The 25,804-nt window shown below is 38.5% G+C and carries 38 protein-coding genes, 2 tRNA genes, 1 rRNA gene, 1 other RNA gene and 1 pseudogene; 4 read left to right on the top strand and 39 right to left on the bottom strand.

Features of this window, described 5'->3' with window-relative positions; genetic code table 11:
• Positions 1-110: 110 nt before the first annotated feature.
• The 32 genes from QM469_RS05395 to QM469_RS05240 form a co-directional block, all read right to left on the bottom strand.
• Entirely contained in the window at positions 111-323 is a 213-nt protein-coding gene (locus tag QM469_RS05395; protein ID WP_414276213.1) for a crAss001_48 related protein, read from the bottom strand.
• Positions 324-435: 112 nt separating this feature from the next.
• Positions 436-687 carry a DUF6275 family protein gene (locus QM469_RS05390; RefSeq protein WP_247941271.1) on the bottom strand — a complete coding sequence of 84 codons (252 nt, stop codon included), beginning with the start codon at positions 685-687 and terminating at the stop codon, positions 436-438.
• A gap of 1 nt (position 688) precedes the next feature.
• Positions 689-952, bottom strand: a complete 264-nt coding sequence (locus QM469_RS05385; RefSeq protein ID WP_414276212.1) for a hypothetical protein — start codon at positions 950-952, stop codon at positions 689-691.
• A 54-nt stretch (positions 953-1,006) separates the two neighbouring features.
• Positions 1,007-1,264 carry a peptidase gene (locus QM469_RS05380; protein WP_216728938.1) on the bottom strand — a complete coding sequence of 86 codons (258 nt, stop codon included), beginning with the start codon at positions 1,262-1,264 and terminating at the stop codon, positions 1,007-1,009.
• A 2-nt stretch (positions 1,265-1,266) separates the two neighbouring features.
• Positions 1,267-3,036: a phage minor capsid protein gene (locus QM469_RS05375; protein WP_414276211.1), complete on the bottom strand. Its 1,770-nt coding sequence runs from the start codon at positions 3,034-3,036 to the stop codon at positions 1,267-1,269.
• A 131-nt stretch (positions 3,037-3,167) separates the two neighbouring features.
• Positions 3,168-4,709, bottom strand: coding sequence for a capsid protein (locus QM469_RS05370; RefSeq protein WP_414276210.1), 1,542 nt, complete (start codon positions 4,707-4,709; stop codon positions 3,168-3,170).
• A gap of 31 nt (positions 4,710-4,740) precedes the next feature.
• Positions 4,741-6,138 (bottom strand): terminase, encoded by a 1,398-nt coding sequence (locus QM469_RS05365; RefSeq protein WP_414308237.1) that lies wholly within the window; start codon positions 6,136-6,138, stop codon positions 4,741-4,743.
• A complete protein-coding gene (locus QM469_RS05360; protein ID WP_084911577.1) occupies positions 6,065-6,562 on the bottom strand; it encodes a terminase small subunit in 498 nt (165 codons plus the stop codon). The genes QM469_RS05365 and QM469_RS05360 overlap by 74 nt, the downstream gene beginning before the upstream one ends.
• Positions 6,563-6,857: 295 nt before the next feature.
• Positions 6,858-6,948: transfer RNA gene (locus QM469_RS05355), tRNA-Ser, on the bottom strand.
• A gap of 105 nt (positions 6,949-7,053) precedes the next feature.
• Entirely contained in the window at positions 7,054-7,413 is a 360-nt protein-coding gene (locus tag QM469_RS05350) for a DUF1492 domain-containing protein (protein WP_049479278.1), read from the bottom strand.
• A 129-nt stretch (positions 7,414-7,542) separates the two neighbouring features.
• Positions 7,543-7,809 (bottom strand): DUF3310 domain-containing protein, encoded by a 267-nt coding sequence (locus QM469_RS05345; RefSeq protein ID WP_414276208.1) that lies wholly within the window; start codon positions 7,807-7,809, stop codon positions 7,543-7,545.
• Positions 7,809-8,126 (bottom strand): 3-dehydroquinate synthase, encoded by a 318-nt coding sequence (locus QM469_RS05340; RefSeq protein WP_414276207.1) that lies wholly within the window; start codon positions 8,124-8,126, stop codon positions 7,809-7,811. The genes QM469_RS05345 and QM469_RS05340 overlap by 1 nt, the downstream gene beginning before the upstream one ends.
• An 8-nt stretch (positions 8,127-8,134) precedes the next feature.
• Positions 8,135-8,413, bottom strand: coding sequence for a hypothetical protein (locus QM469_RS05335; RefSeq protein ID WP_195216007.1), 279 nt, complete (start codon positions 8,411-8,413; stop codon positions 8,135-8,137).
• 1 nt (position 8,414) lies between these two features.
• Positions 8,415-8,702, bottom strand: a complete 288-nt coding sequence (locus QM469_RS05330) for a hypothetical protein (protein ID WP_050228805.1) — start codon at positions 8,700-8,702, stop codon at positions 8,415-8,417.
• Between the two features lie 91 nt (positions 8,703-8,793).
• On the bottom strand, positions 8,794-9,021 hold the full coding sequence (locus QM469_RS05325) for a hypothetical protein (protein ID WP_414276206.1): 228 nt from the start codon (positions 9,019-9,021) through the stop codon (positions 8,794-8,796).
• Complete coding sequence (locus tag QM469_RS05320; RefSeq protein WP_414276205.1) at positions 9,018-9,173, bottom strand: hypothetical protein; 156 nt, start codon at positions 9,171-9,173, stop codon at positions 9,018-9,020. The genes QM469_RS05325 and QM469_RS05320 overlap by 4 nt, the downstream gene beginning before the upstream one ends.
• 282 nt (positions 9,174-9,455) lie before the next feature.
• Positions 9,456-10,760 carry a VapE domain-containing protein gene (locus tag QM469_RS05315; protein ID WP_414276252.1) on the bottom strand — a complete coding sequence of 435 codons (1,305 nt, stop codon included), beginning with the start codon at positions 10,758-10,760 and terminating at the stop codon, positions 9,456-9,458.
• 41 nt (positions 10,761-10,801) lie between these two features.
• Complete coding sequence (locus tag QM469_RS05310) at positions 10,802-11,623, bottom strand: bifunctional DNA primase/polymerase (protein WP_414276204.1); 822 nt, start codon at positions 11,621-11,623, stop codon at positions 10,802-10,804.
• A gap of 172 nt (positions 11,624-11,795) precedes the next feature.
• A complete protein-coding gene (locus QM469_RS05305) occupies positions 11,796-12,302 on the bottom strand; it encodes a hypothetical protein (RefSeq protein WP_414276203.1) in 507 nt (168 codons plus the stop codon).
• 19 nt (positions 12,303-12,321) lie between these two features.
• On the bottom strand, positions 12,322-13,149 hold the full coding sequence (locus tag QM469_RS05300) for an AAA family ATPase (protein WP_050199814.1): 828 nt from the start codon (positions 13,147-13,149) through the stop codon (positions 12,322-12,324).
• A 2-nt stretch (positions 13,150-13,151) separates the two neighbouring features.
• The gene (locus QM469_RS05295) at positions 13,152-13,466 is read right to left on the bottom strand and encodes a hypothetical protein (protein WP_414276202.1); all 315 of its coding nucleotides are present in this window, start codon (positions 13,464-13,466) and stop codon (positions 13,152-13,154) included.
• Positions 13,450-14,676 (bottom strand): DEAD/DEAH box helicase family protein, encoded by a 1,227-nt coding sequence (locus tag QM469_RS05290; RefSeq protein ID WP_414276201.1) that lies wholly within the window; start codon positions 14,674-14,676, stop codon positions 13,450-13,452. The genes QM469_RS05295 and QM469_RS05290 overlap by 17 nt, the downstream gene beginning before the upstream one ends.
• On the bottom strand, positions 14,639-15,127 hold the full coding sequence (locus QM469_RS05285; RefSeq protein WP_414308236.1) for a hypothetical protein: 489 nt from the start codon (positions 15,125-15,127) through the stop codon (positions 14,639-14,641). The genes QM469_RS05290 and QM469_RS05285 overlap by 38 nt, the downstream gene beginning before the upstream one ends.
• Positions 15,127-15,486, bottom strand: coding sequence for a hypothetical protein (locus tag QM469_RS05280; protein WP_007518727.1), 360 nt, complete (start codon positions 15,484-15,486; stop codon positions 15,127-15,129). The genes QM469_RS05285 and QM469_RS05280 overlap by 1 nt, the downstream gene beginning before the upstream one ends.
• On the bottom strand, positions 15,486-15,965 hold the full coding sequence (locus QM469_RS05275; RefSeq protein WP_132974041.1) for a siphovirus Gp157 family protein: 480 nt from the start codon (positions 15,963-15,965) through the stop codon (positions 15,486-15,488). The genes QM469_RS05280 and QM469_RS05275 overlap by 1 nt, the downstream gene beginning before the upstream one ends.
• On the bottom strand, positions 15,958-16,680 hold the full coding sequence (locus QM469_RS05270) for an HNH endonuclease signature motif containing protein (protein ID WP_414276251.1): 723 nt from the start codon (positions 16,678-16,680) through the stop codon (positions 15,958-15,960). The genes QM469_RS05275 and QM469_RS05270 overlap by 8 nt, the downstream gene beginning before the upstream one ends.
• 13 nt (positions 16,681-16,693) lie before the next feature.
• Entirely contained in the window at positions 16,694-16,924 is a 231-nt protein-coding gene (locus QM469_RS05265) for a hypothetical protein (protein WP_049524821.1), read from the bottom strand.
• Entirely contained in the window at positions 16,925-17,266 is a 342-nt protein-coding gene (locus QM469_RS05260; protein WP_414276199.1) for a hypothetical protein, read from the bottom strand.
• A 12-nt stretch (positions 17,267-17,278) separates the two neighbouring features.
• The gene (locus tag QM469_RS05255; protein WP_414276198.1) at positions 17,279-17,470 is read right to left on the bottom strand and encodes a hypothetical protein; all 192 of its coding nucleotides are present in this window, start codon (positions 17,468-17,470) and stop codon (positions 17,279-17,281) included.
• Complete coding sequence (locus QM469_RS05250; RefSeq protein WP_060954991.1) at positions 17,467-17,652, bottom strand: hypothetical protein; 186 nt, start codon at positions 17,650-17,652, stop codon at positions 17,467-17,469. Before QM469_RS05250 ends, QM469_RS05255 begins: the two co-directional genes overlap by 4 nt.
• Positions 17,649-17,921: a hypothetical protein gene (locus QM469_RS05245; RefSeq protein WP_414276197.1), complete on the bottom strand. Its 273-nt coding sequence runs from the start codon at positions 17,919-17,921 to the stop codon at positions 17,649-17,651. The genes QM469_RS05250 and QM469_RS05245 overlap by 4 nt, the downstream gene beginning before the upstream one ends.
• A gap of 74 nt (positions 17,922-17,995) precedes the next feature.
• Positions 17,996-18,187 carry a DNA-binding protein gene (locus tag QM469_RS05240; protein WP_001112858.1) on the bottom strand — a complete coding sequence of 64 codons (192 nt, stop codon included), beginning with the start codon at positions 18,185-18,187 and terminating at the stop codon, positions 17,996-17,998.
• Positions 18,188-18,483: 296 nt separating this feature from the next.
• Here QM469_RS05240 and QM469_RS05235 point away from each other — a divergent pair, with 296 nt between their 5' ends.
• The 4 genes from QM469_RS05235 (at position 18,484) to QM469_RS05220 (ending at position 21,698) form a co-directional block, all read left to right on the top strand.
• Positions 18,484-18,867 (top strand): helix-turn-helix domain-containing protein, encoded by a 384-nt coding sequence (locus QM469_RS05235; RefSeq protein ID WP_049479658.1) that lies wholly within the window; start codon positions 18,484-18,486, stop codon positions 18,865-18,867.
• A gap of 2 nt (positions 18,868-18,869) precedes the next feature.
• Entirely contained in the window at positions 18,870-19,628 is a 759-nt protein-coding gene (locus QM469_RS05230) for an ImmA/IrrE family metallo-endopeptidase (protein ID WP_414276196.1), read from the top strand.
• A gap of 132 nt (positions 19,629-19,760) precedes the next feature.
• Positions 19,761-20,432 (top strand): zinc ribbon domain-containing protein, encoded by a 672-nt coding sequence (locus QM469_RS05225; protein ID WP_414276195.1) that lies wholly within the window; start codon positions 19,761-19,763, stop codon positions 20,430-20,432.
• A 129-nt stretch (positions 20,433-20,561) separates the two neighbouring features.
• Positions 20,562-21,698: a tyrosine-type recombinase/integrase gene (locus QM469_RS05220; RefSeq protein WP_414276194.1), complete on the top strand. Its 1,137-nt coding sequence runs from the start codon at positions 20,562-20,564 to the stop codon at positions 21,696-21,698.
• Between the two features lie 78 nt (positions 21,699-21,776).
• Here QM469_RS05220 and ffs read toward each other — a convergent pair.
• The 7 genes and pseudogenes from ffs to rrf all read right to left on the bottom strand — a co-directional run bounded on the left by ffs (position 21,777) and on the right by rrf (position 25,763).
• Positions 21,777-21,874: signal recognition particle sRNA small type (gene ffs, locus QM469_RS05215), an RNA gene on the bottom strand.
• A gap of 32 nt (positions 21,875-21,906) precedes the next feature.
• Positions 21,907-22,374, bottom strand: coding sequence for a tRNA adenosine(34) deaminase TadA (tadA, locus tag QM469_RS05210; RefSeq protein ID WP_414276193.1), 468 nt, complete (start codon positions 22,372-22,374; stop codon positions 21,907-21,909).
• 340 nt (positions 22,375-22,714) lie between these two features.
• On the bottom strand, positions 22,715-24,001 hold the full coding sequence (locus tag QM469_RS05205; RefSeq protein WP_414276250.1) for an adenylosuccinate synthase: 1,287 nt from the start codon (positions 23,999-24,001) through the stop codon (positions 22,715-22,717).
• A 232-nt stretch (positions 24,002-24,233) separates the two neighbouring features.
• Positions 24,234-24,470 (bottom strand): sigma(X)-activator ComW, encoded by a 237-nt coding sequence (gene comW / locus QM469_RS05200; RefSeq protein ID WP_414276192.1) that lies wholly within the window; start codon positions 24,468-24,470, stop codon positions 24,234-24,236.
• Between the two features lie 493 nt (positions 24,471-24,963).
• A pseudogene (gene tnpA, locus QM469_RS05195) lies at positions 24,964-25,349 on the bottom strand (IS200/IS605 family transposase).
• 219 nt (positions 25,350-25,568) lie between these two features.
• Positions 25,569-25,642, bottom strand: a tRNA-Asn gene (locus QM469_RS05190).
• A 5-nt stretch (positions 25,643-25,647) separates the two neighbouring features.
• Positions 25,648-25,763 (bottom strand): 5S ribosomal RNA (rrf, locus tag QM469_RS05185).
• Positions 25,764-25,804: the final 41 nt, after the last annotated feature.

Raw genomic sequence — 25,804 nt, 5'->3', positions numbered from 1 at the left:
TTTCAGTTTTAAGGGTGTCTCCCTATTTCAGTTATTGTCACTGGTGTCTCCACGTAGTTTTTAGTCTTCGGACAAAAAGAAAACCGTATGGAATCCCGTACGGTTAGGTTTTATAGTTTAATTTCTTCAATTTTCGCACGTTGCTCTAGAGTAGAAAGATAATCCCACATAACTGAACGCTGACGTTTTAACAAATCAATAGGACATTTAGGTTCAAACTCTAACTGTCCTTTCTCGTATTTGCCAATCATCATATCCAACTTTTGGAATCGTTCTTTCAATTCATAGTATTCTTTTTTAAATCTTATTTTCCAATCTTCCATATCTTTATTCCTTTCAAACATAAGAAAACCGCCTCGATTTCGATGCGGTTTATAGCAATTTACAGTAATTTATAGCAGTCTATTCCTGCAAGTCAAGATGTCGGATCACCACCTAATCTTTAATGGCACGATTTGAAATCTTGGCGTAAACATCCACATAAGTCTCTTTCTTGTCTCCGTTATGCGTGATTTCTGCATAGTTTCCACAAGGCTCACTTGATGTAATTGTATTCGTACTAACAAGAGCTTTCCAATTTTGCAGGGTCTTGCTAAACCAAACTACAAAGCAGTCTTCTACTTTGATTTCACGATCTGATAAGCGCGAAAATTCTTGTGATGCCAATTGTTTTGCTTTTTCTAACATTTCATTCCTCCGTTTTTTCATATGTTTGTGCAAAAATATCAGGCTTGCATGGATAAAATTCACCTTGCACGCCTTTGATGATGTAGTCACCTTCTGTTGCAATCATCAATCCTTCAAGTGTTTCTATCTTTAAAACCGGATTATCCAAATCAGCATAATCTACACGAATTGGATCCAATCCTAACTCTGACAATTTCAAAATTGATTCTTCCGTATCTACGAACCGAACCGCCTCAATGACTACTGGTTTCTTTCTGTATTTCATTTTTTCAATCCTTTTCTGAGTACAAAAAAAGCACCTTATAGGCGCTCTGTGATATTAACAATCGTAAAATACATGCTTCTCACGTTGCAGTCTACGTCTTTTCTCATCTGAATCATAGCCGTACTCATCTGCAAAATAATCGTATTGATCTTTGATACATTTGTCTAGTTTCGCTTCAAAGATATCACTCTCTTCTTGTGGTCCATAGATAGCCGCTACAGGAAAAATCGGGGCTACTAAACGATATCCAAAGATGTCGCTGAATGTATCTGCTTTTTCTGCTACACGTAGATAGCTTTCGATAATCCGCATGACTACCTCTCCTTTAGTTTATTTATAACATAATTATAACTCTCAGGAAAAGTTTTTTCAAGTATTTCTCTGCGTTCATCATCAAATTGTGCCTCAAACACATGCGCAAAAAACTCACTCTCTATATTTCCTTTTTTCTCCCAGTAAACGAGCGAGTGCGAATACTTACCTTGTATTCTACCTTCACTCAACGCTCCTAATATATCAGATGCCGAAGAGGCTTTATCGTTGATATGGATTGCTTCGAAAATAGCATCATCAGATAAATTGATAAAGTCTTTACGCAGAAGTTGAAGGATTTTTTTATCCTTTGTGAATTCCCAACCTAGTTTCTCATCTATTTGATGACCAAATTCATGGAAATAACCAGTACCAGGTCCGCGAGGGTCGTCTACGTCCTTATACATGTTCAGGAAGAGTTTTCCAGATTCATATCTCACAACTCCTGTTTCTGCAATAGTTGCAATCGCCGACTGGTCGGCTAGTCTTGCAAACAAGTCTTGCCCAAGCTCTGTACCTCCCTTGAATTTTTTTCGAGTCGCATCGATATACATGTGTCGTGTCTCTGCAGCAATCTTCTTCGAAGCTACGCCACTAGTATCTCTAGGCAATCTCTGACGATTGATGAATTTCTTGTAATCACTATCACTTTCGAGTGAAAGCTCTTGGTATAATTTGTATCCTTTTTCCGCTTCAAAGTATTTCAGATTTTCTTCTGCATTAGACTTAAGTTTAGACCATTCTTCCGCCCTTAATGTGTACTTCTGAACATTGTCTTCATCGAGACTGAACTGCGATAATCTGCTAAATCGTTTCTCCTGTCGCTTAGCATGCTGAACTTTGTTGTCCAGTAACTGTCTTTCCTTGATGTCGTCCAATTCCTGATTTGTAAATATTTTCTCTGGCTCGCTACTGATCCCAGGGAAATAAGTTGTATGCTTATCTTTGCAGTTAGGATGATACAAACCAGCTGCCATTGCAGAACTTAATAATGGATATGGACCATCATCCGCACTGCCTCCTGACCAGACATCATCAATCAATACTTTACCTTCAAAAGGCATACACAGAGGACATGCATTCGATCGCTTGTTTAAGATAACAGTATGAATCCCCCACTCCTGGCGCTTGACTCCCTCACCCATTAGGTAGGCTCTTTTGGTTGCTGTTCGAATGGCCATATCGGCGTACGATACGATATTGACCATGGCCCCGTTACTGTACTGGATGCATGTGATACCCCGACTTAGAAAATCCTTAGTGGCCATATCCACTGACTGCTCATAAGTCTTAGCTCCTGTGTTAGCTGCTACCTGAGCATCAAATATTGTGCGCCTGTACTGGTCGTCTGTATACCGCAATACAGCATGCTCTGCCGTCTTCATATCATGCTCGACCGAGTTAAGTAACGCATGCAACTTTCGTTCGTTGATAGCAAAAAATGAAGCCCCTAGATTATCTTTTCCACTGTTAAATTCAAAACCGTTCTTGATAGCTTCCAGGATAGACATTTCCTCATCATCCATGCCTTGCCTATAGGCTTCTTGTATAGCTGTGGAAATCTTGCTATTGATATTGGCAAACTCTTTGCTATATTTTTTGGCATTATCTCGCTTAAATCGTTCAAGCTCTTTCAATTGAGCGACCTGCCATTGTTCCCATTCAAAACCTTCAGCAGTTTCCTCTGCCTTATGCCTTCCTAGATTTCTAATCATGGAATCAAGCAGATCGTTTTCAATTCGCTCAAATGCTTTAGATACATCATAAGCCATTGCAGTACACCTTAAAACCTTGCGCTTTAAAACTTCTCAATTGTCGTTTCAAAGCTGTTTTACTAGGCATTTTGAGGTTGAGCATATCCAACTTGTTGTTCTTCTCAACAGCATAGATACCGAACTCTACATTATCGCTCGCTATCTGTAGAAGTCCCTGCGCTTCCTTCTGACTCATGTGATAGATCCTCTGTCCTATCGTCACCGTCTTCAGCATCTTCAGCCTCCTTCTCTATCTCAAAATCGTTAGCAACTTCATTCAATGATGGCACGTTGATTTCTGTCACACCTTGCTCCACTTTGATTCTTGCCACTTCCTGGTCTTTCCATTCCTGGTCTTTTGAGTCACCGTATAATTCCTCAACGCTCGCTTCAATCGACATGATACCACCTGTCTTAGCCTTAGAAACTGTCTCAACCTGTGATTCAAAACTAGGGTTAGCATACTCACCAAACGGCACGTCGACCTTGACTTTCTGTAGCGGGTTTTTCTTAAGCACACTATCAGCATTCAAAACCATACTAATTAACTTTGGCAGGTAATCTTGCAGAGCTGTCACAATAGCATTGCGAGTATAGAGAGTTGCCTTTTCTTTCTCACGTTGTGCCTCAGCATTATCTAGCTTCTTGACATCGATACCGAGTGTTGATGGGCTAATGATACCTTGTAAAGCTAAATCAAGCGCAGTCACGTATGTACTCAAATAACTTTCGTGCGGGATATTAGCTTGTTGCAATGTGATTGTGTTCTTTGCATCCTCGCCCATTGCTGTCTCAACCTTAATAAAGCGATGGTCAAAAGGATTGCCCTTACTAATTTCGCCTGTGTAGGGATCTCTGGGAAGTAAGTTCTCAGGAATATACTCTCGTGATCGTCCAGAACGAAGAGCATCCATCCACTGACTCCAAGACTCATCCAAGCTATCAAAGGCATCTGTCTTACGATCATAGATAGATTGACCACGGCCTTTTACTTTAGGTGACGTGTAAATCTTAAACGGCAAGCACAAGATAACAGATTTATCGAACTCCACATCGACAAGGTTAGCGGTGTACTCTGTCGCGCTCATATCTAGCTCAGTTTCACCCCTGTAGAGCTTATAAGTTAATGAGCCATATCCGTAGATTTCCTCGAGCAAATAGCTCCGTCTGTGTTCTGTGAAGTGCGTGCGGAAAATAACTTCTTTCAATCTTCCACGGTTGTAGATGATTTCAATTCTATCTCCACCAACCCATTCAACAATAGGCAATGCTGTAAGTTCCGGATCAAATGAAATACGAAAAGCACCATCACCCATCACAAGACTATCTTTAATCGCCTCCTGCAGTTGATCGTGGAAGTTGCTATCTTCAGCAATCTCTTCCCACAATTTTCCTTGTGTTTCCTCGGAAAATTCTAAATCATTCATATCGTGCAGCGTGATATCTACCAACCTATCAACGATGAGACCAGGGATTCCTGTATGAATCTTTTTAATTTCTTGCCCAGGAGTGCTTGTCGCTCCCCAAAAGTTGATGTTGCTGTGTGGTAATTGCTTGTAGAGCTGGTCCAGTTCGTATGAGTCACCGCGATACCAAATTTGGTTCTTTGCTGCATTATCTTCAAACGTCATTGCCTCTGTAATTGTGATGACATTTGGCTGTGCCTGTTCCAGTTTGAGAAAGCTTCTCATACTCCTTCTGATCATATCCATTATTCCCACTTTAGTTTTCCTTTCTTCCGATTATCTTCCTGTATGGCAACCATGCATACTGATTCGCATTGATTGTGTGATCATTTGCATCTTCCGGCTCATCTTTTCCTTCTTTCCATGAGTAAGTGTTTAGCTCTTTGATATGATTCATACAATGACTTAACACATAGTAGCAACCTTGAGCTAACCAACCAATTTGGAAGTTGATCCGATCAATAATCTTGGTTTTCTTATAAGCATTGTTAAAGATATACAGACAGCCGTATTGTCGCTTGTATTTGTTTAATTCTGTAATTGTCGCTTGGTCCGCACTATCAACAAATACATCACGCGCCAGCCCCCACTCAGCACGATTCTTTTCTAGGAAATTGATAAACTTGACCACAGTATCAGATGGTGCAATCGGTACATCAAGCTCAGCGTTGTTGTAGACTTCCTCATCCAGCGTATATAATTTCCCGTCATCTGATATCCCTTGGAAAATCATTGCAATTGTATCCGGACTACTTGCTGAGTAAGCTGTATCTAGTCCAGCTGTGAACCGCTGGAACGTGACCGTATTCTTTACAAAAGACTTACTCAACACATGTCTTTTACTATCAAAGTTAACGAAGACAATTCCTGTTGCTCGGCCACGTAGACCAAGTATTTTATTTTTGTAGAGCTTAGTCCCAACTGGTGCAGCATCCTTTTTCTTCTGGATGGCTTCTGGTGTTAGTGACAGGTTGTCATTAAACGTAAAAAACCAGTAACGCCATTTAGGGTTAGCTGGCTCTGATAGGTCTCGCATAATTTCTTCCGGCACATCGCCTGCGTATTTTTTGTACGGTCTCGCCTTGTTGATGAACTCTTTGTAGACTGGTAAATCAGGATTATCCGGATTGAGCGTTGCCATCAAATAATCATTCCGTGTGGACAACTCACGAACAAACTCAATGTCAGCCGTGTTGACCTCATCAATATAGACACATCCATACTGACCACCAAGGACCAGCTTCCATTTTTCCTTATTGTCATATCCCAGTACATAAATGATTTTCCCCTCAAACTTGATGTGAGGAATCTTCGAATCTTTATCACCATTACCACAGTAGACGGCTGATTTGTGTATGTCTAAAATTCCGTTATCCTGATTAATGATGTTCTTTTCGGCTACACCAACTGTCTTTGCTGCAATGATGTGAAACTTCTTCGAACTTCTGCTGACTGCTCGCATAAACTTGACACCAACACCAACCGTTGTTTTTCCAGCTGCCGTTGTACCTTCCAAAAAGTCCGCATCAACATTATTAAAGCTGTTGCAAAAGTCGATGTACTTTTGAGATAAAGGGAAGCTATTCGTCAAGTCCATCACCGCCCAACTGACTGACGATATCGTCAAACTTCTTAGTCTCGGTAACCGTTGCATTGATGTCTACTTTATCAGTCCACATTTGATGTCGTTTCCCTAGTAACTCCAAAGCTTTGTTCCTATCGCTGTTCTTTGTTGGATATTCGACAAGTTGAGGGATTTCATTGTAGACTTTTACAGACTTACCAGTCACGGGATCAGTCATCAACTCAGCTACTTTTGTCGTGACCACAATTGTCTCTTTTGCCTGACCTGATGCAATCTCTGACAACATCACAAGAATTTGTTTTTGAGTCAGGATTTTTTCGTCCTGAATTTCATCCATTCTTTTTTTGATATATTCAGAAATGTCAACTTTTGTCAACAATCTTTGTCCTTGACTTCTAGCAGTCTTTTCACTATACCCTGCCTTAATAGCTGCATCTGTTGCATTCCCGCTGATGATGTACTCATCTGCGAATCGTCTTTGTCTTTCATTCAATTTTCCATCACCACCTTTTTAATAATTAAAAAAGCCACTCGATGAGTGACTTAATGCAAGGCGACTACTACCTTGCGTGTTAATTAGAAATCAATTTGAAGTTTTCCTTTTTTTATTTTTTGTAGTCATTTAAAACCTCTGAGGGAATCAAACCCTCTAGCTTATAACTTACCTAGGATATAAGTAGCTATGCAATCATGCAAGGTCCAGTCGCTCCGCAACCATTTGTAAGTTAATGAGTGATATATGAATGCTAAGCCTACTGCCTACCCCATTCTGGGACACAAACGCTCAAAGGAGAGTGTGGGATTTGAACCCACGGACCGCACATAGGCGACCACCCGTCTAGCAAACGGGCGCATTCAACCTGACTCTGCCAACTCTCCATATCAGGGAAGACTTACTGCCTTACCCCTAATTCTTGATACTACCATTCTAACAGATTTTTAGAACCGTGCCGTCCCAAATAGTCCCATTTTGAACTTATGACATCAGATAACTTCTTCTAAGGCTAAAATTGCCTCATTCTTCAATCTGTAATAGGTTGTACGACTCATTTTCAAGTCATAACAAATACTATCAGCCGTACCTTTATTGATATAAGTCATTCGTAGGATTGTTCTATGCTTAGGATTTGTCAGCTTGTTAATCATCCGCCCCAATTCCATTTTTCGATTGATTACAACATTGGTATCTTTCTCAATTTCGTCTTTCATCGTGATCAACTGAGCGTACACATCATCAATCTTTCTTGTCTGCCCACCTTTTACTTTAGCTTCGGCCCACTTTGGACTTGAGAGCAGGCCAGCCTCAAGTTCGTTGATTTCGTCAATACGACTCTGGATATCCATGTCAAGGTTCTGTAATTCGCTTAAAAGCTCTTTAGCCTTCACTCTCTATCTCCTTTGTGATATAATAATAGTGTTTGAAATTATTGCTGAGGTAGAGAGTGCCTTGGCTTTTTTTAATGCCATTATCGTCTATGTTCTACAATGGTTTTTCCTCAATTGTGTCTGCTCGTTCTCTATCTCCTCGATTAGCCAGTCGAGATTCTTTCTGGCTTTCTTCAGGTCTTCAAGACCGTTTTTCTTCTGAAATCTCAATTGATACTTCAAGGCATTTCCAAGATAAAATCCTTTCAGCTGTTCTGGTGTCATGAAGTTTCTTAAAGCATCGATAGATTCCATGCCGTATCTACCTTGGTAATGGCTCGGTTTATTTATATTGTCAATTATTTCTAGGTTCATTATTTATCCTCTTCCTTATTTTCTAAAACTGCATCTTGTATAAAAGTATTACCAATTCCATAGCGCATGTATTCCTCAGCTGTCACTTCAAATGTTTCTTCAATTTGCTTATTACCTGCATATCCTGAAACGACCAGAATGTATTTTCTTTTGGTTCTTGTTGGTACAAGTACTGAACTTTTCCCAGACACCACGGGTATGAATGTTGTGTGAGGTTCATCAATGTACTTATCTACTACTGTCCCACTCGAAATCTGGTGACATGCCACGAGGAATGATGCGAGTAAAACAACACATAGGATTTTTAAATTTTTCATGAATATCCTCACAAGAACAAACTAGCTAACCATATCAAGAATGCACATGTAATGATTTTCGAAATACTGCTTTTTACAGCATATGAATAATCCTCTTCAGATTCTTTTTTGCTAGATAGCACAGGCCAGATGAAAGATAGTAGTGCATCCATCCCTAATGCTTGCCAGACTGTAATTTTACCAACTGGAACAATTGTTGTGATAATCTCATTCCAACCATACTGAACCACAAATGGCGATACAACGATTACAAATATCGCTCCTAAAACAATTCCTAATTTTTTCATTTTACTTTTCCTCCACTTCTTTAACTGATTCCATAGTCTTAATAATTTTTTCTAACATAGATTTATGTAGCGTGATGTAATTATTTTTCTTCACTTGTTCACAGAAGATACAAATTCGTTTGCCAAAATAATTACAATTTTCAGTCGAACGGTAACTTTTATCTGCTTCAATTTCTTCTTTATTAGCAAAACTAACAAGAATTACTTCATCAGATTCGTTCCAATCAGGAATTCCCAGACATTTGTGTACATTTTCAAATGCTAGATCCGTTAAAATATCTTTAGCCATCATTCTCCTCCGTTTTCTAAATCCCGAATCCTGCCCATCTGCCAGATATTCAATGCAGCAGATAGAACAATCCATATTGCTATGAATCGCTTCACATTGCACCTCCTGAAAAATTATTAGCAATATTTTGTACCTCAGTATCAATTAATTTATTTCTATAATTCAATATCGGGGCCATAACATCATTTGTCAATGCAGGCTTCAAAATGATTTCATTTGTTTCCAAAAATCTTTTACCGTTGATTTTGATTTTGATGTCATAACCGTTAGCGATATGTTCAAGGTCATCTTTAGACAGGGAGATTTCAAATTTACTCATTCTTCCAACTCCTCAAGTTTCACCTTATACAATCGCTCCCCTCGATACTTGCTCTCAAGCTGAGCCTTGCATTTAGCAGCATCACCCACTTTCTTAAAGAAGTGAGTTTCATCTACCATATTGTCAAAATATAGTGTTACTGTGTATGACATTTTTACCTCTTTTTTTCAAACTGCTACCGTACTACCGATAAATTCTAAAAAGTAAAAAATATTTTTAAAGAATCCCTATTTTATAGGCTTTCTCTATTATTACTATTATTTTATATACTTTTTTTAAAAATATAGGTAGAAGAGTAGTATTATATATAAATATTAAATAAAAGTCAGTAATATCAAGGGGTTAGACTGCTACCGATGTCTCATTTTATCGGTAGAATGCTACCGATCTACCCCCTCAACTGCTACCGATGACTACCGATAATTTTTAAATTGCTACCGATTAGTTTTTTCCGAATTCTTCACTCTTACGAACCCTTTTGTACTTTTACCTCCTGCCCGGAAAACACTTTTTTTCCAATCAGGATGATTATCCATGATCATGTTAATCTTCGTTGACAGCTTCCTGTCATTCGAATTTCTCATAAATAAGTTGTACATCATTTCACGAGTTGAGACCTTATCTAGTTTTTTGCTTCCGGGATCAAAGTCGCTACTGTTATCGAAATATTTACTTGTGTATTGATGTTGTTGCTGAATAGACCAGTTTTGCCAATTTTCAGGGACGGGCATATCAAGATATTCAAGCACTTGTAATTCAACTTCATCACGATACATGAACTGTTCGCGGTAGATATTCAATTCATCCTCTGTATTTTCATCAAACATCAAATCAGCACCAGCACGATAAATTGTAACAGCTTCCCCCCAAATTTGTTCGATTGTATCAGGCTCGATTTCCATTGGATGTTTCTTTTGTCGTTTACTATCTGCCATAATCGGGAGAAATCGACGTTCACCGGTTTTGTCCTTGAGGTATTCTGTTTGGTTAGTAGTCCTGGCTAAAATGAAGTTTTTGGCAAATTCTTCTGTGCGTTTCATGTAGGGCTTACGATACCGTAGGCTGGTTTTAGAAATAAAGGCTTTAGTTTCTGCAAAGCTCATACGATTACTGGCCACCATTTCGTCGTCGTTGACGATTAGGCTTTTTAACATGATGTCGTAATTATCTTTATTAGAGAAATCTGTTACGGCATCCGTATACCATTCGCCACCCAATTTTTGAAGGAGGGACGTTTTCCCGACTCCTTGGCCACCGACCAAGTCCAGAACATAGTCAAATTTAACGTAGGGATCATAGACCTTGGCAACTGCACCAACTAGCCACATTTGAGCGATTTTAGAAATTAAAGGGTTATCTTCAGCGCCAAGATATACTTGAAGCATGCGGTCAATCCGGTTTCTCCCATCCCACTTTTCAGCTGCTCTCTCCATATACTCAATAACTGGATTGTATGATCTTTCTGAAAAGAAAGTCTCCATGCCATCAAGCATCGCTTGATTTGAGAAAGCAACACCTAACACACTTTCAAAGTAAACTTTTACGACTGAATCAAAGTTAGAAGGGAGCTCACCTTTTTTAAAAAGAGTGTTGCCAATCTTGATGTCTTTAAGGAGTTCATGTTCCTGAGAGAAATCATTGTGTTTTAAATAAATACTTAGTTGATCGTCAGCTTTAAACGCCACAAGTACATTCATCGGGCTATTTGCTTTGATGTCACCTTTTGCATTTGTAATCATTTTATCTTGTGAATTTATACTTACTACATCACCGATTACTCTCACCTCCTATCTTTTTTAATCATACTTTCAACAGTACGCATCACTTCCTTTTCAGTTAAAGGGTTTGGGCTATTTGCATTTGCCAATCTTGCAAGTTGAACAACTACACCATCGTCGACTGCCCGATATAAGAGACCACCTACAAACTTGGCTAGTTTGTCATTTCGTCCACCCTCATCACCAAAACCAAGGGCAATTGTTTCAAAGAGATCTGTTGTTTGGGTTCGGTCTCTAATATGCGAACGTCTAGCTAAGTCCCTAAGACCGTCCTTACCATCATACTTATAGCCGTGAGTTTCGCCATACTGTTTTTTAATAGCATGTATTAATTCTTTGGAAGGAGTAACCATCGTACCACCTTCCTTGGATTTTTCCAGATCCCACTCATACTGTCCTTTTTCTGTTGCTGATGGAGCAACCAAAACATAATTGTTTTCATGGGCCTTGATGTCCACACCAGGTAAAAAACCAATCATCTGCGTTATGGGGGTGTCATCCCTTTTGAAGTAGAAAAGGTGTTTTCCGCCGCTGGCCGTTTTGGCTTGCAATGTTGGTTCAATCAATCCCAGATATTTCCATTTTTTCAAGGACTCAAAACCATTTGACTTACCGTGCTTGTCAATATCAATAACAAAGAAGTTAGTTGTTTTTAAAGCGATGTTGGCATTAGGAAAGCCATCCCAAAAACTTTCAATTTCCCTTGCAGTCATGGCAGGTTTATCAGCAAAATCAATCAAAGGCATCTTGTTTTTAGGATTGATTGGAATGACTGAGAACCCTAACTTTTGATACTGTAATGCGTATTCTTTCATCGACGGCATGATTACTTCTCCTCTTTGTAAATATAAACAAGTTCTTGGGCCATATAATTTGATTCATATTCATCTTCAGTCATTTTTAAATAAAATAACAACGATTGATAAGCCTCTTCAAATGTATTGAATGGTCCTAATCTTTCATCAGTTTCATCAATGACCCAAAACTTGCTATTTTTTAGAAAGGGAGGTCATCTTCATCAATATCAGCTTCAGTCAGCGGTTGTGCTTCTTCTTCTTCAAGGTCATAGTTTCGAAACTCACGGCCATCTTTTCCCTTAGTCACAGAGATAACAAGGTTGTAGTAAGAGCCAACTGCCTTACGTTGTAGAGCCTCTTCCAAGGCTTTACCGTCTTCTTCATTTCCTTGCATACTGTCGCCAGCAAGGACCAAGGCTTTGATAAAGAATTTCATGGTGCGTTCAACTGCCCAGTTAAGGTTCTTACCGTTCCATTCAGTCAGTGTGCCAAATGTTGCAAATTCAGAGCGTCCACTGTAATCACCGCCACGGATTTCAAATTGATAACCAAGGCTTTCCCAGCCTTTGTCCGATACGTTGAAGGTTGCTTTCTTCAGGACTACTGGATAAGTACCAGCTGGGATTGGTGCAGGACCGTTGGCGCTGTCTTTGCGTGGGTCAAAGCCCTCTTTTTTGATTGATTTTGCGATATCTAGTAAGCTCATGTGTATTCTCCTTTATTTCTTAAAATAGTTCATCATCAGAGGCAACTTCTTTCTTAGGCGCCTCTTTTGGCTTTTCGGTTTTCGCTGGTTTAGTTGTCTTAGCTGCTTCTTTCTTTTGCGCTGGCTTACCTTTTGCAGGTTCAACAGCCCCACGGATAGTTGCTAAGATTTTCAAAATAGCCTTGTCATCAACATGGTTCACATAGTAGGTCTTACGCTTGCGGTCAACCTCACGGTTGTAGTTGTTGCCGAGTTTTTCAGTGTGGATCATCAAATCAGAGTTTCCATTGATAAGATTGACATACTTATCTTTCAAGCTTGGTTTGTCTTTGGTGGCATTGCCATTGTCATCATATTCAGATACCTGACGGCTGATGTAAATAACATTCATTGGCAATGCTTTGAGGTCAATGACTAATTCTGTGATAGCTTGGTTAAAGAAGTCGTATCCTTTGCCGTATGGAATTTCCGACAAGGATTTCAAGCGAGGTTTACCAACTGGGGTTAATTCATCACAAACTGCAATCTTAATCATTTCAATAACATCGTCAATTACATCAATAACGACTGTTTCATAAGAGTGCTTCTGTGTCTGGAGAGCAAGCAAGATATCTCCAAGCTGCTTAATTACTGAATTGGTAATTCGTCCCTTGTCATCTTTTTCATTGATCAGCTGAATGCTTGGAACCGTGTTAGCTTCTGCATTCCCGTCTGTGTTCAAAACGATTGGATTTGGGAATTCATTTGCAAGATAAGACTTTCCGCTCATGGTTTCACCGTAGATGAAAAAATTTCGTGGGGTATCTTTAGGAACTTGTGGTTTATTTGCTGGAAGTGTAAATGCCATAATCATAATCCTCCCAAAATATCTTCGATTAAATCTTCAATGGATGGAAGATTATGCTTGATAGGTTCAACTTCTGATCCGTTCGGATAGCTCATCTTGTATTCAATTTCCAGGGCGACAATCTCACAGTCAAAAGCTGCAGCGAGAGCCTTGTAGGTCTTTTTGTCTCCTTCATATTTTTCACGGGGGATTTTTAAACAGTGAGTGATGCAGCAATATTCTGCTTGAAAGGCTAGGCTCCCACGATCTTTGTAAGATTCAAGAAATTTTCCGGTTTTACGGCTACGAAATACGATCATTTCAGTTTTTTTGTTCATTTTGTTTTCCTCTTTTTTTACTTTCTTTATAATAAAATTCGATAATATTCACATCATGCTGCTGCCGTGAACCAGTCACGCGCCACAACAATTGACGATAGTCATCATATTCACCAGAAGACTTATCCACCGGATCCAGCACGACAACCGTTTGATATTTATGCTGCAGACCATCAACCCCCACTCCAAGAACTTGACTGGTAGCAACCACGATTTTCTTATCAAGTCCTTCTTGGATATCGCCCGTCCAGATTCCAATTTCAGGGTGGCGCTCGCGAATGACGTTGACAATCTGCTTAGACTTGCTGACAATCAGCATGTCATGAGGTGCTCTCTCAATCAAACCGTCTAGCTTTAGCATGAGAGGGGTATCAGCGTTAACTGGTTTCAACTTTGGAAAATCAACGGCCACACCAGTTTGATTTAGGTACTGTTCAAAGGTCTTGCGACCAAAGGACTGTTTGGCCATAGCCGTCTTGTCTCCAACAGTGACCAGGTTAAGCTGCCTAAACTCAGCTAATTTCTCAGGGTTTCCAGCTTTAACTGTGACTGGATAGAACTTGGTTTCAAAACCGTTATTTTCAGTGGCATTCTCAATCTTTTCAATGTCTTCCCAGCGGAAGAAGTTCGGCAAGTTTGAGATATAACTTTCATAATTCCTGAAATCTTCCCACTTCTCTTTTGAGTAGCTGAATGGATCATAGACCATTTTCCCATGAGTCTTTTGCCAGTCAAATTTATTATTTGGGGTTGCCCAACCAAATACCGTTTTTTCAAGCGGATAGAAATTTTGTCCTTTTTTCCGGATTGGTGTCGCTGAAAGACCTATCGTGTATTTTCGCTTTATTTTGCGATATAAGGCCACTTGTTTGTCAGACGACATGTTCTGCCATTCATCTACTATCAGCACATCACAATCTAATTTATGCCCCTTTTTGACTTGATTTTGAAGATATCTATCCGTTTGAATGATAATCTCAACATCTTTATCAAAATTCATAAACTTGACTGCATCAATCCAACCATTCAAGATTGCCAATCTGTTGTTTGTGATGATGATTTTCTTAGCCTTTTTATGTTTTGAGATAGCTAGAGCGCATATAGTTTTACCCCGACCCCCTAAAGCTTCAAGAAAAATTCCATTTGATAAGTGGTCACTTCTTTTGACTGCTTCAGCTTGCCACTTTCTTAACGTTATTGTTATACTCACTCACCACCTTTCCAATATCTTGAATTACTTCTTCAATATCATTTCTCATTGCCCAAAATAATCCAAGTCTTGCTACCGCTCTGACATCCTGATGGTGGCTTTTCTCGAATTTCCATAATCCCAAAATTTTTAATAACTCATTTGGAACATCTGATTGATACCCCGCGTTTCGTTGCAATACGGATTTTGGAAAAAGAATTTGAAATAAAGCTATTGTCTCAAGAACCGAATTATCTTTTGATTTATCGTTGTCTCTAGCTTCAAATTTCTCAATGACGACTACATCAGCTTGCAGGAAACATCCCACTTCTTCAAACCACTTACGAATGTCATGAATTTTTGCGGAGGGTACCACCCAATGATCTACTAATTTTGCGTTATCGAGTAAAACTATGCCATTTGTGCTATCTACAGCCTTTGCGCTACCAGGATCAATTGCTAAAATTTTCATCAGACACCAACTTTCTCCGTTAGCACTCCTGGATAAAGGGCCGTGTTAAACCAATTTTGTTTGTTAACTTTTGCAAAGGCAAATAGCGCCTTAATTTCTTTTGCTTGTTTTTCGAATCTTCGAATATCTTCCTCGGATTCAAAAATAGGTTTTTCCTTGTATTTAGCGACTGTGACCAGTTTGTACTCTGGAGTAAATACCGGTTTTTCATTTCCTTGATCAAGATTTGTTTCGTCTACTTTCACAAAACGAATCGCAACATCGAATAGAAATCCTTCTGTAACAAGTACTTCAATTGATTCTGGTCCAATCACAACTGCTAGCGAATCCGTTACTCGTGTTTTGTTCATCAATTCCATTACTTAATCCTCAAACTTCTACTTTCTTGCAAGGTAGCACCTTTGACCTTCTTACCAGCGTTCAATACTTCCTTAATTGCGTTTTTATCAGGTTTTTTAGTAATTACAAAATATTTCTTTGGTAATAACTCTTCGTCAACAACCACAGATGGTTGATTTTTTGCCAGATAAACAGTAAAAAGTAGCCCCTTAACCTTGTCATGTCCGGTGATTTCAAAAGCTCCTTGTAAGCCAGTTTTAAGCCGTGTGATGTCATTATCGATTGACTTACATCGTGCAGTCAGACGATCAATCTCTTCTTTGAGCTGTTTCTTATCAGCTTCTTTATTTTTGATAACCTTGACCGTATTTTCGACTTTCTCCTCGAACTGATCAGTCCAATCAATCGAATCAAGGGTATCAGCTTTTGTTTCTTCGTCCAGCCCTTCCATATCATTGATTTGTTTAAAAATCCCTGTTAGTTCGTATAAACTAGCCATTTTTTTCTACCTCTCTAATTTTGTTTGTAAGTTTTGTTAGCCCAATACCAGATTTAGTCAAATCAGCGTTGGACGTGAATAGATGATTTTGATTCATTCTAGCAATTTCGTTTTTAGATAAACAAGCTAGGTTTGAAATATCATAGTTTGTTTTATCTCCGTCTAGGAAGACAATCGAATGCCCTTTGGGTATTGGCCCATGATGTTCCTCCCAGACCTTGCGATGTTTCAAAACCCATCGATTAGGCTCTCCGATTTTTTCTTTCGGGTAGCCGTCGGTTGTGTAGTTGATTGTACCAACTGGTACATAATTTGGAGGTCGATTACCTTTTTTGAAGTAACCACTATTGGGTGGTCTGTTCGGGTACTTCTTCCCCTTATTGTGGGGAGTCTGACCTTTCTCAAATCTTCCTGTCAAGCCACTATGTAGATTATTATTTCTTCGATAACTCTTAATCTGTTTCTCTGTTAGCGATAAGCCAAATTTTTGGTTCATTTCATTTGCGACATCACGAGAAATCTTATTTTTTTGGATCGATACAAGATAATCATGTTGCTCCTTTGTCAACAATTTACCTTGATAGATTTTTCCAACCGGTAATCCAAGGCGTTTGCGTACGCCACCTATTTGAGTTTTGGTATAGTTCGTCCCAAATTTCTCATTCAGCAACCTGGTTACTTCAGGAGTTAAACGACCAGGGCATATCTCATGCATGTACTCCGTGTACTCATCCTTCCAGCAAAGCGATCGGGGCATTAACCTCACCTACCTTATCTTTGAACTTCTCAGCATCCAGGGCGAGCTGTCCTGCTTGTAGAATTTGACCTGAAATAGCGACCATTTGTTTTGAGCGCTGCAATTCCACTTTTAATTCATCTGCTGTAAGATCCCTGTCATCCAAAGTTTCTAGTTGGGCAAACAAAGTATTTGTTAAATCTGTCAATTTATTTCGAACCATCTACTTAGTCACCTCTTTCATTAGTTTATTTGCTTCTTTAATCAGCAAACGCATAACGTTGCTATCCGTTTCTTTCTCTGCTGCTCTTGTCAGCATATCCACCCACTCACGTCTGTTGTCATTCTTCCAATCAACCAAATCTGTGAGTTCCTTTGTATGGTTGAAGTAAGGCGAATAGTCGTATGACTTATCTTCCAAGCGGACACATCTGCCCGCCTTGATGTCTTTGGCCAGGTTCGCCCTTACGTTGCTATTTGTTGTACCAACAACCTCAGCCACTTCATCACATGAGGCAGCAGGATGCTCTCTATAATATTCCCTAATTCGTTCCGCTTGTGTCATGTCTTTCTCTCCTTATTTCAACCCTACAGGTGGCTCTACATCATAAGTAAATCGCTTGTCTGAGTTTCTCAGATTCATGCGTGCGACATTACTTGCCATCAGCTGACGTTCTTTCTGCTTCATTTCAGCGTGATCATCTAGTTTATTTACTAGTGACCACAGGATGATTCCAACGATTGTTACCAGGTAAATGTACTCCATCATCTCGCCTTCTCCTTTTCTTCATAAATCGCCACAATATTTTCAAGATCTGCTATACGCTGATTTGCTTGTTGGTATTTTTCTTGAAGGTCAATCAATGCTCTGTTTAAATCCAAAGCTACGATTCTCCAATCAGTATTTATTTCTTTTTCCAACCAGTTTTTTATTTTTGTTAAAAAGTTCATCCGACTGACCTCATTTTCTTGCTTTTTTTCATTTCTTTCTCCCATGCTTGAGTCCCACGATATTGCAGATATTCGTCAAAACCTTTGATTGTGACAAGCTGGCCATCATTTCTAAGATGTCTCTGTTGGCTAGGTAGCTTCTTCATCTCTCGTCTCATGTCTCCTGCTTGTCGTTTTGAGCATCCGAAGATGTGTTCTAATTCTTTATCATTAGCCGAAACTTTTTCGATGATCACATCTTTAATTCTTACAATTTCAACTGCTTCCATTTTTGCTCCTTTCGTGTTATAATTCAGTTAGTTATTTTGATTAGCGCCTGACTTCTGTTAGGTGCTTTTTTGTGCTATTCAATCCCATAATCTTCAATAACCTGAAGAATGAAACTGTTGGCTCGTGGACCTTTTGTCGTCCCACTTAGAATGTTTGTTACTTCCTGTCGCTTAAAGCCGTAAGCAACTGCTAGAGTTGTCTTTTTAATGCCTTTCTCTTTTAAGAAAGCATTAACCTTTTCACGACCGTTTGCGATATCTGGCATATGCGTTCCTCCTTTTTACACTTTATGTAAATAAGAAACAACTAAATTTTTAACTATTTTTCTGCATTACACTTGACAACTCACACCAAATTGGCTAAAATGAAAGCATAATAAAAACAATGATAAATCTATAAATACCGTTCGCCAAAACATTTTTATAATTTATTTTCTTAGTTGTTTTTTTAGTTATTTCTTACTTACAAAAAACATTTTACACCATTTGGGATAATTAGTCAATCTTTTTACACCAAATTTGTTAAATTTTTTTGTAATGTCTTAGAAAGGTTGATTTAACAATGTTTGAGACATTTGAAAAAATTAAAGAATTAGCAAAAAAGCGTGGAAAAGCTCTTGGGCAAGTCGAAGAAGACTTGGGTTATGGAAGAAATACACTGTATAAGATAAAAAACTCTACGCCAAATGCTGAGCGTATCGCAGAAATTGCTAACTACTTCAACGTATCCACCGATTATTTACTCGGACGGACAGATAATCCTGCTATTGCAAAGGATGACAAGGAAAATGCATATCTTGGTCCAGCTGAGACTGAACTTGTCGCAGCGTTCAGAAATCAGACCCAGAACATGACCGAGGAAGAAAAGGTTCGTTTTAATAAGGCGATTGAAAGCTTGATGGTAACTGCTAAAACCCTGATGGACGATGACAGTAAGTGGAGGTAATTATGGCTAGAGAAATTATTTCACGTAGACAGTACATCCGACACTGGGATTACGCCGTCCCGGTGATCGAAGCAGTTTCTCGACAGAATAATATTCCACTTGAACAAGTTACTTTTCAGCACATTATCCGTTACTTTGAACAGACTTACAACCTTCATTTTATCTTCTTTGAAAAGGACCCGTTTCCTATGCTTCCTTCAGCCGGTCTACTTGGGTCTGAATACATTAGATATCGAGGGCTTGTCAATCATCCAGATGTTACCTACTTGGATGATATCATCTGTAAACACAATGACGGCTTTACCATTTATAGCAAAGAAAAAGAAAAGTACCTTGTTTATATCAATCAAACACATATCAAAAGACGGGTTATCTTTACCATTTTGCATGAATTAGCCCATATTGCAGCCCATTTTAGCACGGGCCGTTCTGATGAGGTCGCCCTCGCTTGCGCTAACAACTATCAGAGCAATCCGCTAGAAATAGAGGCTAACACCATGGCCTCTCTCTTTTACATCAATAATGAGCGCATGGTCTGGCACCTCAAAAACAAGCACTCATACGAGCAAATTAAACAAGCAAATACAATCAGCGATAACGCCCTTTTTAATCGATTAGTTGATTTTGTTCATTATCGGATATTGAGCTATGATGAATATTTGTTGGACGATCAACAGCAACGACGAGTAGCTATTGACCTCGTTACAAAATACAAACAAGGGAACAATATCTTACAACAATATTATGATATTGACGTGTAATGTTAAAAGCAGATGTGATAGCTGGTGCATTGTGGCGAGGTATTGAGAAAAATAAAAAACCATAACCTCGTCGGCTATGGGTAGAAAAAAGAGCATAAAAGATTCTAAATAGTTATTATTTTGGAGGTTATTATGAAATTTTGTCCTGAATGTGGCAATCCAGTAGAAGGTTACAAGTTCTGTCCTAACTGCGGTTATTCTATTGCTAACCAAGAACCAACCGAACAAGCTCAGCCAGTCAATAAAACGGCTTCTCCATCTCCTGCTCCACGAAGCAGAAAAACGGACAAAGTCGGACCACTTGAGATCGATAGATATAATCGTACCTATCGTATTCATGGATCTCAAAAAGCAAAAGGCTCTTCTGGATTGGTCGGAGGAGCAATTAAAGGCTCGGTAAAAGCAGGGCTTGCAATGGGAACGATGGGATTGTCTTTGATACCGTCCTTGATCAAGAAAGATAAGAATGACACAGATTGGTATTCGTTCGAGGATTTAGTATCGTACGAATTGATTATCAATAATCAAACTGTTGTTTCTGGAGGAGTTGGTCAAGCATTGATTGCAGGCGCTATGTTTGGTGCGATTGGCGCTGTCGCAGGCGGTATTGTTGCGAAAAGAAAATCAACTTCTAAAATTTTAAACATGACAGTCCGTGTAACCTCAAATGACTTCACTAAACCAGTCGTATTTATTGACTTGATTAGAAAGCCAGTAAAGAACACTTCGAAAGAATACAAAGAAGCCGTCGAGAACGCTCAGCGAATCATGGGAGCATTGGACGTTATCGTTCATAATTCGTAAGTAAAAAAACCCCACACTCGCAAAGTTTGGCGACTCTGAGTGTGAGGAACTTACGTATAAGAAACAACCATTCAAAAGGTCGTTTTCTTATACCCATTTTAACAAAAAAGTGAGGTAAACGCAATGTGGATGGAAGAACTTCCCAACGGAAAATACAAATTTTTTGAGCGATATAAAGATCCATATACTGAGAAATTAAAAAAAGTTTCAGTGACCATGGAGAAGAAAACTCCCCAGGCAAGAAATCAAGCTGCTATCTTGCTGCAGGAAAAGATAAAACAAAAGTTAGGAGAAAAACAACATTTTGTTTCTGATATAACTTTTGAAAAACTATATGAGGAATTCGAGGAGAATTGGAAACACGGTGTTAAAAATTCAACAGTCTATGCTTCAAAAAATGTAAAAAAAGAGATTTTAAAGCAGATAGAGGGCGACTACCTAGTTAGAAATATTGATAGACGTTTATTACAAAAAGTAATAGATCAACTATTACAAGACGGGAGATCTCATAACTATGTTTCTAAAATCAAGTTCAAGCTCAATCAGATAATGAAATTCGCTATCAGAATGAATTATATTGATACAAATGAAATGCTATTTGTTGAAACGCCTAGAAAAGTAATTACATCCGACGAACTCAGGAAGAAAAACATAAAATACTTAGACCAAAAAGAGTTTAAGTTATTCATCCAAAATTTAAAAGACGAGGCCCTATGTGATTATCGAATTACAAAGTATATCCGAATAGCTAAAGTTCTTTTTCTTACTGGCATGAGGTATGGAGAACTGGCAGCCTTAAACTACAAGGAGGATATAGATTTTTCTAAAAAGACTATTCACATCAAGCATACATACGATTTCAGACAAAAAGAGAGAACTACACCAAAGACAATCAAGTCTGATAGGGTTATAACAGCACCTCAAAAAGTGTTAGATATCATCAAAGAGCAGATAATAGAGAATGCGACAAATGGATTTGATACAGATTTTATTTTTATCAATACTCTAGGAGAACCAATAACAAATGCCAGGGTTATTTGTGCATTGAAAAGACATGGTCAAAAAATCGGCATAGAAAAAAATATAACTACACATACATTTAGACATTCTCACATATCCCTACTTGCTGAGCTAGGCATTCCTTTGACTGCCATCATGGATAGAGTAGGACATAGTGACTCAAAGACCACACTAGAGATTTATTCCCATGTCACTCAAAAAATGGTATCAGACATATCTAGTAAGTTAGAAAAGATAAAACTATAAATTATGCCCCTCGCCTGCCCCTTTTTATCATATAAGACAAACAAAAACCCTTTAAAGTGTTGATATTAAAGGGTTTTTAAATTGTACGAAAAAAGAGCACACAATTCAAATCGCTTAGGGCTGCTGGATTCCTCCCCTGACCCGCTTCACGCAGAACTGTTGCTCCATTAGTTATTATACCACATTCCCAAAGATTTTAAAAGAGAAATTATTTTTTCCGTCGATTTCTAAAAAATTCCTGCATAATACCTGCACATTCACTCTCTAAAATCCCTATTTCAACATCTACACGATGATTAAGGCGCTCATCTGTCAAGATATCATACAGACTTCCAGCTGCACCAAATTTCTGATTTTTAGCCCCATAGACTACCTTTGGGATACGGGCAAGCCCAATCGCCCCGCTGCACATCACACAAGGCTCAATGGTCACAAAAAGTGTGCAGTCCAACAAACGCCAGCTCTCTTCCCTCAGATTCGCATTCTCGATGGCCATAATTTCCGCATGCATGACCGCACGTTGCAACTCCTCACGTGCATTGTGCCCCCGACCAATGATTTCTCCATCCTTTACAATTACGCAACCTATTGGGATTTCATCATGCTCTAAAGCAATTTCTGCCTCCTTTAAGGCCTCTCTCATAAATGCTTCTTTTTCTTCAACTGTATAATCCATAGCTTCTCTCTTTTCCTGCTTATTATCTTTTAAAATCTCTTCCAAATATATCAGAATTCCCTTAGCATTAATGTAATACTAACATCTGCAACTTCAAAATAATATCTTTATCGGTTCATAACTAATTTACTAGTTTACTCTTTAATTTTCACTGACTATCATCAATTTTATCATTATACCATGTTTCACTACATAAAAAAAGCCACCGAATGCGGTGACTTTATAGGGAGATTATTATGAAAAAGAAAAGTTTAGGATATTTGTTACAACAAGTTAGGAGGTCTTCTTGTAACTGTCTATAGTATACCCGACCAGTCTTAAACAAATCTTAAAAAATCTCTTACGACCAAACACTTTCTAAAATATTTGTTTGTTCACGACCAGGACCCACTGAGAAAGTAGAGATACGAACACCAACCAATTCACTCACACGACGAACATAGTTACGTGCATTCTCAGGAAGATCTTCCAAAGTACGAACTCCAGTGATGTCTTCTGACCAACCTGGTAACTCTTCATAGATAGGCTTGCAACGTTTCAATTGCTCAAGACTAGCTGGATAGTAGTCAATACGTTGACCATCAAGATCATAGGCCACACAGATTTTCACTGTATCTAAACCACTCAAAACATCGATAGAGTTCAATGAAAGATTAGTGATACCAGAAACACGGCGGCTATGACGCATGACAACTGAGTCAAACCAACCCACACGACGTGGACGACCAGTTGTTGTACCATATTCATGACCAACTTCACGAATGCGATCTCCCACTTCATCAAACAATTCAGTTGGGAACGGACCATCGCCTACACGACTTGTGTAAGCCTTACATACACCTACAACCTTGTCAATCTTACTTGGACCAACACCAGAACCAATGGTCACACCACCAGCCACAGGGTTTGAAGAAGTAACAAATGGATACGTACCTTGGTCGATATCTAGCATAACACCTTGTGCACCTTCAAAAAGCACACGTTTACCATTATCAAGCGCATCATTCAAAATGACAGATGTGTCTGTCACATATTTCTTGATTTGTTGACCATATTCGTAATACTCTTCAAAAATATCATCGAAAGCAATCGCTTTACTATCATACAATTTTTCAAAAAGACGATTCTTTTCAGCAAGATTACGTTCTAAACGCTCACGGAAAATATCCTTATCTAAAAGATCTGCAATACGAATCCCAACACGAGCGGCCTTGTCCATATAAGCTGGACCAATTCCCTTAATTGTAGTACCAATCTTATTGTCGCCCTTAGCTTCTTCTTGCAGGCGGTCTAATTCGATGTGATAGGGCAAAATGACATGCGCACGATCAGAGATACGCAGATTATCTGTTGTCACACCTTCATCATGAAGATAACTCAACTCTTTCACAAGTGATTTAGGATTTACAACCATCCCATTTCCAATAACAGAAATTTTTTCAGGGAAGAAAATTCCAGAAGGAATCAAGTGCAACTTAAATTTCTTTCCATCAATCACAATTGTGTGACCAGCATTATCTCCACCTTGGTAACGCGCAATCACTTCTGCATTAGCTGAAAGGAAGTCTGTAATCTTCCCTTTACCTTCATCACCCCACTGGGTACCTACAACAACAACTGAAGTCATAATCTTGTCTGAGCCCTTAGGCTCTTCCTTTCTCACATACATGGCAGGAATCTCACCTGCAATTATATCTTACAATTTATTATAATAAAGATTCTCAATTTTTTCAAGACCAAAGACCAGAAACATTAGGAATTTAGAGAAAATTGAAAAAATCATATTGAAAAAATATTGCAAATTTTTATTATGATAAGATAAAACAATAAAATTGTTCGGAAATAACGATAAATAAAGATTAAACTAGAACATAATCCTTTGAAATTAACAACTGTTCAATGTATAAACGGTAGCAAGCACGATAGTGGTAAGAAATCAACGGATGAATAACATCAATGTTATAACGAAGCAGATAATAAAGTAAAAATCGAAGATGGAAAACTTCCCACTCCAATTCGTTATTAATTAGTTGACTATACTCATTTTCAATAACTTTATAAAAATCAAGATATTGTTCATAAATCTGTTCAATCATTTTATTTGACTCCATTTCTATTGATAAAATGAGTATAACAAAAAAATAGAAGAACCAGGGAAGATACTTCTATCATGTACTATAAGGAATATTCAAATAAATAACAGATAAAGACAACTAACAGATCAGGTGCACAATACTACATTTCAAAAAAAGATCTAAAATTTTCCTAATGAAAGAAAAACACTGTCTAAACTATGATGGCAAGATCACACAATCTATTAAAGAATTACTTATAATACCTATTAAAAAGACTTAAAATAAAACACTCAAATCTAACAAACGTATAAAAATATTAAATATTAATAAAGTGGCAAATATAAAAAGACAAAAATGACCTCTGAAAGATAAATCATGACAACCCGTCTAACAGGTGGTTTGAACCAGGACTATAAGCCCAAATTACCAGCCAGCGCCTAAAGATGCTGGCTTTCACCTTGTTCAAGCCTCATTGCTCTTGACTCGTCACTTGCCTCTTAAAGAGGCCTTGGTATTACTTACCACTATCCCTAAAGGGATCCTCATATTCTTTTACACTCAATTTATCTAGTGCTATATCATGCTTTACTCGTTCTCAAATCATCAACTGGATAATTTCTTTAATCTTGAATATATTTCTTAATTGTGGCTTCATTAAGCCCTACTGTACTCACATAATAACCTTCCGCCCAGAAATGGCGATTACCAAACTTGTACTTGAAGTTGGCGCGTTTATCGAACATCTATCGAACATCATGAGTGCACTTTTGCCTTTTAAATACCCCATGAAACTTGAAATACTTATCCTCGGTGGAATATTTCTCCCAAACTACTTCGATATTGATTATAGATCACTTTTCGTCTATACTTAGGGGTGAACACAATGTGATATTTACACATCCACTTTGTGTGTGATAAACTATGAGACTTTTATGTCATGGTTTTCTCCTTTCGCTTTACAATTGGCTTGAATACCTTTATTGTATCGCGTTTGGAGTTTTTTTGGTATAACCTTCGACGCGCACCCGCATAGCGGGTGGTTTATTTGTCTCGCTCCGTGAGGTGCAAGACAGACTGAAAGTCACATAAAAAAAAGACGTTCCTTGGAACGTCTACATACTCCGCCAGTAGGACTCGAACCTACGACATCATGATTAACAGTCATGCGCTACTACCAACTGAGCTATGGCGGATTAAAGCTAAGCGACTTCCTTATCTCACAGGGGGTAACCCCCAACTACTTCCGGCGTTCTAGGGCTTAACTTCTGTGTTCGGCATGGGTACAGGTGTATCTCCTAGGCTATCGTCACTTAACTTTGAGTAATACCTACTCAAAATTGAATATCTATCAAATT

Origin of the sequence: Streptococcus infantis (genome assembly GCF_047464215.1) — a bacterium.
GTDB lineage: Bacteria > Bacillota > Bacilli > Lactobacillales > Streptococcaceae > Streptococcus > Streptococcus infantis_P.
Note: the sequence above shows the minus strand (reverse complement) of the source record. Positions and strands in the feature narration are given on the sequence as shown.